Origin of the sequence: Spiroplasma endosymbiont of Seladonia tumulorum (genome assembly GCF_964020235.1) — a bacterium.
GTDB lineage: Bacteria > Bacillota_I > Bacilli_A > Mycoplasmatales > Mycoplasmataceae > Spiroplasma.
Genome location: NZ_OZ026545.1, coordinates 245,419 through 259,876, shown reverse-complemented (window position 1 = coordinate 259,876; position 14,458 = coordinate 245,419). Strand labels below are relative to the sequence as shown.

The 14,458-nt window shown below is 29.0% G+C and carries 11 protein-coding genes and 1 pseudogene; all 12 read left to right on the top strand.

Annotation, left to right across the window (positions count from 1 at the left end; translation table 4 throughout):
- The first annotated feature begins 64 nt into the window (after positions 1-64).
- On the top strand, positions 65-1,573 hold the full coding sequence (gene rny / locus AACL22_RS01715) for a ribonuclease Y (RefSeq protein WP_338989149.1): 1,509 nt from the start codon (positions 65-67) through the stop codon (positions 1,571-1,573).
- Positions 1,574-1,663: 90 nt separating this feature from the next.
- Positions 1,664-3,022, top strand: coding sequence for a signal recognition particle protein (gene ffh / locus AACL22_RS01710; RefSeq protein ID WP_338989147.1), 1,359 nt, complete (start codon positions 1,664-1,666; stop codon positions 3,020-3,022).
- A 644-nt stretch (positions 3,023-3,666) separates the two neighbouring features.
- Positions 3,667-4,287: a hypothetical protein gene (locus AACL22_RS01705; RefSeq protein WP_338989145.1), complete on the top strand. Its 621-nt coding sequence runs from the start codon at positions 3,667-3,669 to the stop codon at positions 4,285-4,287.
- 118 nt (positions 4,288-4,405) lie between these two features.
- On the top strand, positions 4,406-5,131 hold the full coding sequence (gene pyrH, locus AACL22_RS01700; protein ID WP_004028566.1) for a UMP kinase: 726 nt from the start codon (positions 4,406-4,408) through the stop codon (positions 5,129-5,131).
- Positions 5,132-5,680, top strand: a complete 549-nt coding sequence (gene frr, locus AACL22_RS01695) for a ribosome recycling factor (protein ID WP_338989142.1) — start codon at positions 5,132-5,134, stop codon at positions 5,678-5,680.
- A gap of 61 nt (positions 5,681-5,741) precedes the next feature.
- A complete protein-coding gene (gene uppS / locus AACL22_RS01690; protein ID WP_338989140.1) occupies positions 5,742-6,449 on the top strand; it encodes a polyprenyl diphosphate synthase in 708 nt (235 codons plus the stop codon).
- On the top strand, positions 6,427-7,521 hold the full coding sequence (locus tag AACL22_RS01685) for a phosphatidate cytidylyltransferase (RefSeq protein WP_338989137.1): 1,095 nt from the start codon (positions 6,427-6,429) through the stop codon (positions 7,519-7,521). Before uppS ends, AACL22_RS01685 begins: the two co-directional genes overlap by 23 nt.
- Before the next feature lie 3 nt (positions 7,522-7,524).
- Positions 7,525-7,905: pseudogene (locus AACL22_RS01680) on the top strand (1-deoxy-D-xylulose-5-phosphate reductoisomerase); the annotation flags it as partial.
- Positions 7,879-8,154, top strand: coding sequence for a hypothetical protein (locus AACL22_RS01675; protein ID WP_338992951.1), 276 nt, complete (start codon positions 7,879-7,881; stop codon positions 8,152-8,154). The pseudogene AACL22_RS01680 and the gene AACL22_RS01675, both read left to right, overlap by 27 nt.
- 3 nt (positions 8,155-8,157) lie before the next feature.
- Positions 8,158-8,676 carry a hypothetical protein gene (locus tag AACL22_RS01670; protein ID WP_338989136.1) on the top strand — a complete coding sequence of 173 codons (519 nt, stop codon included), beginning with the start codon at positions 8,158-8,160 and terminating at the stop codon, positions 8,674-8,676.
- Positions 8,677-8,691: 15 nt separating this feature from the next.
- Positions 8,692-10,038 (top strand): RIP metalloprotease RseP, encoded by a 1,347-nt coding sequence (gene rseP, locus AACL22_RS01665; protein ID WP_338989134.1) that lies wholly within the window; start codon positions 8,692-8,694, stop codon positions 10,036-10,038.
- A gap of 24 nt (positions 10,039-10,062) precedes the next feature.
- A complete protein-coding gene (locus AACL22_RS01660) occupies positions 10,063-14,424 on the top strand; it encodes a PolC-type DNA polymerase III (protein ID WP_338989132.1) in 4,362 nt (1,453 codons plus the stop codon).
- Positions 14,425-14,458 lie beyond the last annotated feature (34 nt).

The following is a 14,458-nucleotide window of genomic DNA, read 5'->3' as shown; positions in this document are numbered from 1 at the left end:
ATTCCACTTATATATTTAAAATTAATACTTCTTACTTAATCTTTTAAGTAAAGGAGAAATAATTATGCAAACACACATATGAGTAATTATCCTTATTGCTGTTGCAATAGGTTCTTACTTTCTTGGATATTTATTTGAAAAATATTTAAGATTTAAATTAATCAAAAAAGCAGAAGATAAAGCAAAAAAAATTATTAATGCTGCTAAAGCAGATGGACGCGTTGAAGCAGCACAAATTAGACAAGAAATGAAAGATGAATTAACTCGCAAACGTGAAGAATTTTTAGCAACCGAAAAATTTTTATTAGATAGAGAACGTTTAATTGTTGAGAGAGAAGAAGTATTAAATGGCAAAGAGCAAGAAGTGTTTCGCAAGAAAGAAGAATTGCAAGGAAAGATTAACTATTATCAAGAAATGGTAGAACGAAATCTTCATCAACTTGAAAAAGTTGCCGGATATTCACTTGAAGAAGCAAAAGATGTTCTTTTTAAAGAAATAAGTGATCGGTATCAAAAGGAAATTGGTGAATTTTTACGAAATGCTGAAAATACTGCAAAAATTAATGCCAAACAAACAGCCATTAACATTATTACTACTGCAATTGAACGTTATGCAGCAAAAGTTGTGGCAGAAAAAACAACAACTTCAATTTATTTAGAAGATGATAATATGAAAGGACGAATTATTGGGAAAGATGGACGTAATATTCGTACATTTGAAATAGCGGCAGGCATTGATTTAATTATTGATGATACACCTAATGTTGTACAAATTTCATCTTTTAACCCAATTCGTCGGGAAATTGCAAAAAAAACTTTAGAAAAATTATTACTTGATGGCCGAATTCAACCAACGCGAATTGAAGAAACAATCAAATTAGAACAAGAAGAAATCGAAATGACAATTCTTGAAGCAGGAAAAGAAATTGCGGCTGAATTAGCAATTGATAATTTAGATATTGAATTAATTCGTCACTTAGGAATTTTAAAATATCGAACTAGTTATGGTCAAAATGTCTTATTACATTCTGTCGAAGTAGCAAAATTAGCAGCAATAATGGCAAGTGAACTGGGGTTAGACTCTGCAATTGCAATGCGTGCTGGGTTATTACATGATATTGGAAAAGCAGTTGATTTTGAAAATGAGGGAAGTCATGTTACTTTAGGTGTTCAAATTGCAACAAAATGTAATGAACATCCAATTATTATTAATGCAATCGCTTCGCATCATGGCGAAGTACCAGTAACTAATCCTTATTCTGTTTTAGTATCAGCTGCTGATACGTTGTCAGCTGCTCGTCCAGGCAGTCGTAATAATACTGTTGAAAATTATATTGCTCGAATGAATGAGTTAGAAAAAATTTGCCAAACAGTCCATGGTGTCCAATCAGCTTATGTTTTACAAGCAGGACGACAAATTCGAGTTATTGTTAATCCAATTATTAATGATGATGCTCGTACTCATAAAATTGCGCTTGATATTAAGGAAAAAATTAAACAAGCAAAGGCAATTCCTGGTGATATTGTTATTACAGTTATCCGTGAATTACGAGTTACGGAAACTGTTATTTAAAGAATAAAATTTTTATTCTTTTTTTATGTTAATTTTAGTATAATTAATTAATAAGAGTGTATTTGTTATAAAAATTAAAGGAGAAAAAATATGATTGGAGATTTTTTAGCGAATCGATTGAAAAAATCAATTGAAAAAAATATGAAAAAATCAACTTTAACGACTGATGCTATTACTGAAACAATGCGTGAAATTCGATTAGCATTATTGGAGGCTGATGTTAATAATGAAGTAGTTAAAGATTTTATTAAAGCTGTTGAAGCAAAAGCACGGGGTGAATATATTCTTGATGGATTAAATGCATCACAAATGATGGTTAAAATTGTGCATGAAGAATTAGTTAATATATTTGGAAAAACAGTTAAAGAATTATCATTTACTTCAAAACCAACAATTGTAATGATGGTTGGTTTACAAGGAAGTGGTAAAACAACCACAACGGGGAAAATTGCTAAGTTAGTTGAAAAGAAATATCACAAAAAACCATTATTAGTTGCTTGTGATATTTATCGACCAGCAGCGATTGAACAATTAAAAACAATTGGGAAAAATTTAAATATTGAAGTTTTTGAGCGCGGAACACAAAATCCAGTAACGACTGCGCAACAAGCAATTACTTATGCAAAAGATAATAAAAATGATTTTATTTTAATTGATACAGCTGGACGTTTACATATTGATGCTGAGTTAATGCAAGAATTAAAAGAAATTAAAAATAATATTACCCCGGATGAAATTCTTCTTGTTGTTGATGGGATGACAGGGCAAGACATTATTAATGTTGCGACTGAATTTAATCAGTTATTAAAATTAACAGGAGTAGTTGTTACAAAACTAGATGGTGATGCTCGTGGTGGGGCTGCTTTGTCAATTACACATTTAACAAAATTACCAATTACTTTTATTGGAACTGGAGAAGGAATGAGTAATTTACAAATCTTTTATCCTGACCGAATGGCTGATCGAATTTTAGGAATGGGAGATGTTCAAACCTTAGTTGAAAAAGCAAAAGATGTATTAGATGAACGTGATATAAAAAAAACAATGAATCGAATGATGATGGGACAGTTTGATTTGCAAGATTTATTAAACCAAATGCGCCAAATTTCAAAAATGGGTAAAATGGGCGGAATTATGAAATTATTACCTGGAATGCCAAAATTAAGTGATGAAAAAATTGTTGATGCTGAACGAAAATTAAAAGTAACCGAAGTATTATTATCATCAATGACAGTGAAAGAACGTCGTGAACCACGATTATTAAAACATTTATCACGAAAAAATCGGATTTTAAAAGGCTCAGGACGAACTGAAAAAGAATATAATGAGCTAATTAATCAATTTGAAAAAACAAAAAAACAAGTTGATGAAATTGCTCGTCAAATTAAATCAGGGCGTATGCCAAATATTCCTGGGATGGGTGGTCTAAGCGGAATGGGTTTTAATTAATCTATTTAAGAAAACTGTTTTTTAAACAGTTTTTATTTTGTGACACAAAATAATGTTGTTTTAACAAAATTATTTCTAAATAATAAAATGACTATCCAAGATTGAACATTATAAATTATTAAAAGTTTTAGAAAAGGAAAAACATATAAAAGAAAATAGCAAAAAATGGTGAATGATTAATTCAACATTAGTTTTAATGGTAACGGTTTTTGTCAGTTTTATTTTGTATGTCTGATATCTTGGTTATTTAAATCCAAGACCACTTGAGTTAGGGACAATTGTTACTGACCCCAATTTAAAAACTCTTAAAACTAATTCCTAATTTAAATATTAATAAAATAAAAATTAAAGATAACATTAGTTCTTCATCAGCAACAATTGTTTCAAGTGATTTTTCGTTTTATCGAGGATCAGTGATTCTTTATTATACTCTTGATAAATCAATTGCTAATCAAATTGATTTAAATCGACAATATGCTCCAAATAAAACTTGAGTACAAAATCGAGGTTACCGAGGAATGTAAATTAATAATAATATTGCAACAAAACTTGAACAAAATTTAACAAATGCTTTTTTAAGTCCAGCTAATTATACTAATTTACCATTCTATGATCAAAAAGCATTTATTTCTTATGATGAATTATTGTCCTTTTTAGATGAACCAATTCGACATTCTTGACAACAATTTATCAATCATTATTGTTCAACTTATCAAAATAAATTAAAAGAAATTATTACATTATTTTATAATATTTGTGCTTTTCTTTGAGCAAAACAAGAAATTAATAAAGTTTTAAGTTCTGTTATTATTAAAGATGGACAATTTTTAGAAACAAAGGGTTATACAAATTCAAACAACCGGCAAATTGCAATTGCATATGATGCAATAAATTGTAACTATGAAGAGATATGAAAGCAAAATTGGGTTGAAGGTGGAATTTCACAACAAAGTATTTTTTACACTCTATGTCATGAACTTGGACATTTGTTGCACTATCGTTATAAATTAGATTATAAAATTAATGTGATTGAACAATTAAAAACATTTTTATTAAAAAAAATTAATAACTTTCACCAGCAACAAAGTTTAACAAAAGAAAAGATTTTTCAATTATTTCATCTTAGTAAATTTTCATTTAAAGATAATTTTGAATTTTTTGCGGAGGGATTTGTATATTGACTTTTAACAAGTGATGCTTTAAAAACAAAAGCATGAGAATTTTGACATGAGTTTTTAACATCTTATTTGCCAAGTTTAACTTAATATTAAGTAGTTTTTGATAAAGTAAATTTCTTTACTAATTTGTAATTTTATTTTGATTATTTGTTAAAACAATTTATAATATATTAGAATAAAATAGAAAAAAGAGAGGAAAATTGTAATGGCATTACAATATAAGCGAGTTTTACTAAAATTATCTGGTGAAGCATTAGGGAATTCTGATGATTTATATGATGCGAAAAAAATTTATGATATTGCAAAACAAATTGTTAAATTACAAAAAGAAGGATTACAAATTGCTATTGTTGTTGGCGGTGGTAATATTTGACGCGGTAATCGTGCTGACACAATTAAAATGAATCCAATTAGTGCAGATTATATGGGAATGTTAGCAACAGTAATGAATGCTTTAGCATTAGAGGCTGTATTAAAAAATGAAGGTAGTCAGAATGTTGTTGTAACTTCAAAAATTCAAGTTCCGGAAGTTGCTTCACCATATTTGTTTAAAAAAGCAAAAGCTGCTTTGGAAAAAGGAGCAATTGTTATTATGGCTGGAGGAACTGGCCAACCAAAGTTTACAACTGATACAGCAGCAACAATTAGAGCAATTGAAATTGATGCAGATGTTATGTTAATGGCAAAAAATGGGGTTGATGGTATTTATGATAAAGATCCGCGCCATAATGCTGATGCAGTTCGCTTTGATAATATTAGTTTAAATGAATTGCAAAAAAAACAATTAAAAGTAATGGATTTAACAGCATCTAGTTTAGCAATGGAAGATGATGTTAAAATCGTTGTTTTTGATATTAATGAACCAGATAATATTTATAAGGCAGCACATGGTAATGCGCGTTCAACAATTGTTACAGGAGGGAAAAAATAAATGTCGCAAGAAGTTATTAATCAAACAAAAGAAAAGATGGAAAAAGTAATCGTTTCATTTGAAAATGAATTAATTAAAATTCGTACTGGTCGTGCCAATCCAAATATGTTATCACATATTATGATTGATTATTATGGAACACTAACACCAATTCAACAATTGGCTAATATCATGGTGCCAGAAGCACGACAATTAGTTATTAAACCATATGATCGTTCAATTATTAATTTAATTGTAACAGCAATTAATAAAGCAGATTTAGGTTTAACACCAAATTCAGAAGCAGATTTAATTCGGTTAAATATTCCTCCGCTAACTGAAGAACGTCGTAAAATGTTGGTTAAGGAAATGTGAAAAGCTAGTGAACAGTTTAAAGTAGCAATTCGGAATGAACGACGAGATAGTAATGAACACCTTAAAAAAGATTCTGAATTAACTGAAGATGATAAAAAATATTATGAAGAGGAAGTTCAAAAATTAACGGACCAATTTATTAAAAAAATTGATGAAAAAGCAACTCTAAAAGAAAAAGAACTAATGGAAGTTTAAAACTTTCATTTTTTTATGACTCTCGGTATAATTAACAAAATGGGGAAGAAGGACATAAGGCATGAAAATACCACAACATATTGCAATTATTTTAGATGGCAATGGTCGTTGGGCAACTAAGCAAGGTTTAGAACGAACAGCTGGCCATGAAGAAGGAGCAAAACGGATTAAAGATGTCACATTAAAAGAAAATGCTCTTGGTGTTAAGTATTTAACGATTTATTGTTTTTCAACTGAAAATTGAAAACGAAGTGCACAAGAAGTTGCATATTTAATGGCGATGCCAGAGCGATTATTAAATAATAAACAAGTTAATAATTTTAAGAATGAAAATATTGTTTTAAATCATATTGGTCGGCGTACAAAAATGCCGCTTAAAACATTAACAGCAATTGATAATGCTATTTTACGGACAAAAGATAATAATGGAATGGTTTTAACATTTGCTTTTGACTATGGAGCCATTGAAGAATTATTAACAGTAATTAATCAAATGATAAGTGAAAAATTAGCAACTGTTGATGAACAGACATTATTTCAACATTTATATACCGCAGATTTACCAGATGTTAATTTAATGATTCGATGTGGTGGTGAACAAAGGTTAAGTAATTTTTTATTATTACAAAATCGTTATGCTGAATTATATTTTACCAAAGCATTTTGACCAGAATTTGATGAAAATGCTTTAACTGAAGCAATATTAGATTATAATAATAGAAATAGAAGATTTGGAGGAATTGAAAGTGATAAACAATCAGGAAGATAATGTTCTTGTTAATGAAAATGAAAAATCAACAGGAGATGATAATTTAACAAATAAAGCGTCAAAAAGTAAGGAACATAAAGGTATGTTTCTAAAAAAATATGTTGCTCGTCATATTACATTTTATTTGTTATTAGTCTTTTTAGGTTTATATTTATTCACAGGGGCAATTGCAACAGAATGACATGGTAATGTTCCACATATTGAAATTGCTAATTATGTTTTTATTGGCATTAATGCTGTTATTTTAGGTTTAGTTAACTATGAAATTTTGCGGTTAGTTGGAGGAACAAAGTGACCAATTTATACGCAAGTCATTACATATTTATTAATAATTTTTTTATTTTTGTTTCCAGCTGAATCAATCGCAACAGAATATGGTGGAATTGGTTCAATTAATTACCCATTTTATACATTATTAAATTGAAATTGATTAAAACCCTGAATTATTTTTGTTATTTATTTATGTGCGATTTTAGGATATTATTGTTTAGTATTTAGTTCAAAAGAAATTACTTTTGGTAAAATGACATTAGTTTTAATTTTTACCTTGTATTTAACTTTTGCTTTAAAAGCAATGAATAAATTTATGTTAAATCCTGCTTATGGTTGAAGTAGTGTGGTATGATTAGCATTAATTATTATTTTAACTGATACTTTTGCTTTTGTTGGCGGTGTTACTTATGGAAAGCATAAATTAGCGTCAACAATATCTCCAAACAAAACATGAGAAGGTGCTGTAACGGGAACAATCTTAGCAGCAGGAATTGCAATTACTTATGCTATTTTAATGTTTCATTTTGCAACTAGTAACCATTGGGTTTTTAACTTTTTCTCAAATGATAATAATCAAAATGTAATGCGTTATGTAATTTATGTTCTGCTAGCGTTTGTATTAAGCATTTTGTCACAATTAGGGGATTTATCATTTTCATGAATTAAACGTCGTTATAATAATATTAAAGATTTTAGTAATTTATTGCCTGGCCATGGTGGTATTTTAGATCGTTTGGATTCATTTTCATTAGTCTTTTTTGTAATGTTTATTATTTCAAATATAGTGTTACAACGATAATTTATGATGCAAAATATTATTGTTTTTGGTGCGTCTGGAAATATTGGTCAACAAGCGTTACAAATTATTGAATCAAATCCAAATGATTTTCAAATTACCGCTGTTAGTATTTATCATAATATTTCAGTTCTAATTAAGATTTTATAGAAACATCGCACAATTAGGATTGTTCATCTTGGTGATGAAACACAACAAGCTATTTTAACAGCGCAATATCCAAATATAACTTTTGTAACTAGAGAAACAGGAATTAATGCAATGTTAGTTGCTTTTCCGACAGCTTTGGTTTTAAATGCAGTTAGTGGTTTTGCAGGATTGTACCCAACATTACAAACTTTATATGGTAAAAACCGTACGTTATTATTAGCAAATAAAGAATCGTTAGTAGTAGCAGGGGATTTAATTAACAATTTATTAGCAAAAAATAATAATCAATTATATCCAATTGATTCTGAACATTGCGCTTTTTTTCAATGTTTAAAGCAAACCAACCCGTGTTCAGAAATTATTTTAACAGCTTCAGGGGGGATGTTTGCTAATAAAACATTAGCTGATTTAAAAACAATTGATGAGCAACAAGCTTTGCAACATCCAATTTGAAAAATGGGGCAAAATATTACCATTTATTCTTAAACAATGGTAAACAAAGGATTTAAAATTATAGAAGCTTATCATTTATTTAAAACTTCAAAAATCACTGTTATTTTACATCCACAAGCTATTTTACATTCAGCCGTACAATATGCCAATTCTTCAATTATTGGACAATTATCAAAACCTTCAATGTTACAAGTTTTAAATTATTTTTTATATTATCCAATTCGAAAACATAGTTCGTTCTTAAAACCATTAAATTTTGAGGAATTAATAACCTTAACATTTCAAAAAGCTGATTTATCTCGTTGAAAAGCGCTACAATTAGCCTATCGTTGCTTAAATGAAAATAATTCATTAGCCATTGCCTTTAATGCAGCAAACGAAACATTACGTTCGCTTTTCTTAGCCGGAAGAATTAAATTTTATCAAATTGTTGATTATATTGAATATTTTATGAATCAAATTAAACCGCAAAAATTAGTTAATTATCGTGAAATCAAAGAATTAAATGATATCATTAAAAGAGATATTATTAATTATTTTTCTATAAAAAAGTAAGGAGTTAAGAAATAAATGTCAGCAGGAATGGTAGTTTTAGGTTTTGTAATTGGGATTATAATTTTATTAATGTTAGTTACAATTCATGAATTTGCACATTTTATTATTGCGAAATTAGCGGGAGCATATGTCTATGAATTTGCAATTGGTTTTGGTCCCAAAATTTTTTCTTGAGAAAAAAAAGAAACTCGTTATTCAATCCGAATTTTTCCTTTTGGAGGATATGTTTATATTGCAAGTCAATTAGTTGATCCACCAAAAGGGCGTGAAGAGAAAGAAGTTCCTGAAGAACGAAAAATGGAAAATATTGCAAAATGAAAACGCTTAATTTTTATTGTCGCAGGAGCTTTAATGAATTTTTTTATTGCTGTTTTTATTTTTACCACAACTTTTGCGGCATTAAATTATAAACAATCTGATATGACATATTGAGGAGCTAAGTATGATTCTAATGGTGCAGCATATGCTGCTCTAAAAACGAGTGGTCAAAATGTTGCTCAAGATATTGTGATTTTAGATTATTGATTAGGTCCTAATATTGAAAAACTTAAAATAGCACAAGAATATTATCGTGTTAATAAGGAAGATAAAGCTGATAATAAGGAGAATCATATTTTAGCAAGTCATGTGGGAACAGTAGATAAGATTCCAACTTATCAAACAACAGTTTTTAATTTTATTAAAAATTTAAAACAACAATATGATAATAGTAATAATGATGAAAAAATTAATTATATTACTCTTGCTTTTGCTCGTGTAAATAGTAAACAAGAAGTTACAACGGCTTCGGATGGTTTATTTCAAACTGAACCAGTTAAGTTAACAGAAGCCAACAATACTTATACAGTCGGAATTAGAGCTCCTGATCGTCAGTTTGCTTCAACTGCGCAAGCATATGGCTATGGTTGAGGAGAAACATTTAGACAATCAATGACAATTTTAAAATCATTTGGATTATTATTTACTGGTCAGTGAGGACAATTATCTGGTCCAGTTGGAATTGCAAGAACAGTTTCTTCAATGTTAACAGAAGGACCAGCTCTTTTCTTTATGTATGTGGCCATGTTATCTGCTAATTTATTTGTTTTGAACTTAATTCCAATTCCACCATTAGATGGATACAAGTTTTTTGAAACATCAATTGAAGGAATAGTTGGTGGAGTAAAACGTTTAAATGGTCGGGTAAGGATTTGAAAGAAACGCCATGATCCAGCGCAACAAAAAGTATTATTAGAAGAATATCAAGCAAAAGAGCAAAAATTACAGTTACCGCATAAGGCAAAGATTATTATTAATGTAACGGGAGCAATAGTCTTTATTTTATTATTTATTGGAATAACAATTAAAGATGTCTTTTTTTAAGCAGAAAAGCTAGGTGAGGATTAGATGATGGACCAACAATTGATAAAACTATTTACAGCAAATAATTTAGAATTTACTGGAAATTATTTTGATGATGCTAAAGTCATTAAAGCAGAATATAGTACTAGTGAAGGTTTTTTTCGTGTTGTGATTGAAATTAATGATTTTTTACCACTAGAAGTTTTACTAAAATTAGAACAAACTTTATTAGAAAATGAAACATTACCCACAAAGATTTCTTTACGGGTTCGAAAAGAACAATACGAATTAGAAACTATTTTTAGTTACTTAGAATATATTCGATTAAATAAATCGGAATTAAAAAATAGTTTTTTTAGTAAATTATTCCCAGAACGTTTTGCTTTAACTGATAATATTTTAAAAATTACTGTTCATTCGGAAAGTGAACAAAAATTAGTGGGTGAACATTGTAATTATTATCAAAAAAAACTTCGTCGCTATGGTTTTAGTGATTTACAATTAGCCCTAGTGATTGATTTACGAAAAAATAATATTTTAGAAATTAATGAACAAGAATTAATTAAATATCAAGAAACAGCGCAAAAAACAGAACAGTTAATTTCTAAACCAACCAATGGGACTAATCCAGTTCGAAGAGAATTAAATAGTTATCAGAGAGCAAAAAATGGAGAAGCAAGTTATGAACGGTTAATTGATATTGATCAAGATGCTCCGAATGTTACAATTTATGGAAAAATTTTAAGTAAAGAACGACAGTTAATTTCAACAAAGAAATTTATTTATGTAATAACAATTACTGATTATAGTGATACAATTGGCGCAAAATTTTTTACTCGAACAGAACAACCAGATGATTTTATTGAAGAATTAAAAACGAATGAATGAGTTAGTCTTTTTGGCGATATTCGGTATGATACTTATGCTAATGAACAAATGTTTTTTATTAAAAAAATTTCTCGTTTAGAGCGTGAAGATTTATATCGTGAAGATAATGCGCCTGAAAAACGCGTGGAGTTACATCTCCATACTAAAATGAGTGTTATGGATGGAGTAACAGATCTTGCAATGCTTTTTAAAACATTAGTACATTGGAATCATAAAGCAATTGCTTTTACTGACCATTTAAATGTTCAAGCTTATCCAGAAATTTATAATCTTAATAAAAAATATCCTGATGTTAAAGTTATTTATGGTGTTGAAGCAGATGTTTTAGATGATAAAGTCTGATATGTTAAAAACCCGCATCATCATAATTTACGAACTGCAAAATATGTTATTTTCGACTTAGAAACAACTGGCTTAAGTAGTAGCTATGATGAAATCATTGAATTTGGTGCGGTTATTATGGATGGTATTAGTGGTGAACGTCAAACAATTAATCATTTGTTTAAACCATCCGTTAAGTTATCAACATTTACAACTGAATTAACAGGAATTACAGATGAATTATTAGCGGATAAACCAACTTTTATTGAATCAATTGACCAAATTTTAGAATATTTTAAGGATGCAATTTTAATTGCACATAATGCTGAGTTTGACCTTGGTTTTATTCAATCGTGGTTAAAAAAAGCTGGACGCGCAGAAATTAATAACACAGTAATTGATACTTTACAATTATCACGGATTTTAGAACCACATTTGAAAAATTATCGGTTGGAAACAATTGCTCGTTGTTATAATGTTATTTATAATGAAGAAGTTGCTCACCGTGGTGATTATGATGCAATTGTTTTAACAGACATCTATGAGCATCAACTATGGAAAATGATTAATACTTATAGTATTGAGTTTGATGATGATATTGAGAAAATTCATGACCCTGCTGTTTATAAAAAACTGCGACCAAAACATATGACAATTTTAGCAAAAAATCAGTTAGGTTTATTAGAATTATTTAAACTAATAACTGCTGCGCATACTAAATATTTTTATTCATCACCAAAATTATTACGAAGTGTAATTGAACAACATCGTAGTAATTTATTGATTGGGTCATCATGTGTTAATGGTGATGTTTTTGAAGTGGCACGAAATAAAGATGCATCGGAATTAGCAGAAACAATTAAGTTTTATGATTATGTTGAAATTCAATCTCCTAGTGTATATAAACATTTAGTTCAAATGGGAGATTTATCAGAAGAACGATTATTAACAGTCATTAAAGATATTATTTTTACAGCAAAAAAATTAAATAAATTAGTTGTTGCTACTGGTGATGTGCACTATCTTAACCCAGAAGATAAAATTTTCCGTGAAGTTTATATTAATGCAAAAGGAATTGGTGGCCGTCCACATCCTTTATATGATTATAAGCAACGAGTAACTGATAAACCTGATCAGTTTTTAAGAACAACAATGGAAATGATGAACGAATTTAAGTTTTTAAATGATGATGAATTAATTTATGAAATTGTAGTAACAAATCCAAATTTAATTACTGACCAAATTGAAAAAGTTGAAATTATTAAAGATAAATTATATACACCTAAAATTGAGAGTAGTGACCAATTATTAAAAGAATTATGTTATCAAAATGCTTATAAAATTTATGGTAAGTCATTACCAGAAATTGTTGCATCACGCTTAGAGCGTGAATTAAATGCTATTATTAAGCATGGTTTTGCTGTTATTTACTGAATTGCACATAAATTAGTTGATAAATCATTGCAAGATGGCTATTTAGTCGGGTCACGGGGAAGTGTTGGTAGTAGTTTTGTTGCAACAATGAGTAATATTACTGAAGTAAATCCATTACAACCACATTATTTATGTTCTTATTGTAGTTATAGTGAATTTATTGTTGATGGTTCAGTTAAGTGTGGATATGATTTACCAGTTCGTACTTGTCCAAAGTGTCAAAAACCATTAAAAGGGGAAGGACATAATATTCCCTTTGAAACATTTTTAGGGTTTGAAGCAGATAAAGTTCCGGATATTGATTTAAACTTTTCAGGAGAATATCAACCAATTGCACATGACTTTACTAAAGAAATGTTTGGAGAACGTAGTGTTTATCGTGCCGGAACAATTTCAACGGTGGCAGAAAAAACTGCATATGGTTATGTGAAAGGTTATTTTGAAAGTAAAAATATTTTACATTTAAAACGTCGCGCAGAATTAGAACGAATTGCCAAAGGTTGTGAGGGAGTTAAACGAACAACTGGACAACATCCAGGTGGAATTGTTGTTATTCCAAATGAATATGAAGTTGAAGCATTTACACCAGTTAATTTTCCTGCTGATGATATCAAATCAAATTGATTAACAACTCATTTTGATTTCCACGCAATTCATGATAATGTTTTAAAGTTAGATATTTTAGGTCATGTTGACCCAACTGCTTTGCGAATGCTGCAAGATTTAACGGGAGTGGATCCAAAAACAATTCCAACAAATGATGAAGCAGTTTTAAGTCTTTTTCGAAGTTTAGATGTTTTAAACATTAAACCAGAAGATATTAATGGTGAAAAAACTGGTGCAATTGGTATTCCTGAATTTGGTACCTTTTTTGTTCGTAAAATGTTATTAGATACAAAGCCAACTTCATTTGCAGATTTAGTCCAAATTTCAGGATTGTCACACGGAACAGATGTTTGAATTGGCAATGCCCAAGAATTAATTCGAAATCAAAATATTAGTATTTCAGAAGTAATTGGATGTCGTGATGATATTATGGTTAATTTAATTTATAAAGGGTTACCTGCTCAAAGTGCTTTTAAGATTATGGAAGATGTTCGGAAGGGCAAGGGATTAACAACTGAACATGAACAATTAATGCGGGATAATAATGTTGAACAATGATATATTGATTCGTGTAATAAAATTAAGTATATGTTCCCAAAAGCACATGCAACAGCTTATGTCTTAATGGCGTGACGAGTAGCATGATATAAAATTAATTATCCAGTTGAATATTATGCAACATTTTTTTCAACTCGAACAGATGTTTTTGATATTAAAACAATTTTAAAAGGAGCAGAAACAATCAAACAAGTTTTACGCGATATTCAAACTCGTTTGGATAATAAAGATTTTAATGCTCCTAATAAACCAACACAAAAAGAAAAAGATTTAATTCCCGTTTATGAAGTAGCATTAGAAATGTATGCCCGAGGAATTAAAATGAGCAATATTGATTTAAAAACAAGTCGAAATAAAAATTTTACCGTTATTACAAATGAAAATAATGAAAAAATTATTTTACCGCCATTTTCTGCAATTGATGGTTTGGGCGGAGCTGCTGGCGATAGCATTATTAATGCTCGCCATGAAAAACCATTTTTATCAATTGCTGATTTACAAAAACGAACAAATATTACAAAAGTTCATTTAGAATCATTTGAAGAACTTGGAATTTTAAAAGATTTATCATTAGATGATCAAATTGCGTTTGAGTTTTAAATAAGATAATTTTTTATGATATTTTCCTTTATAA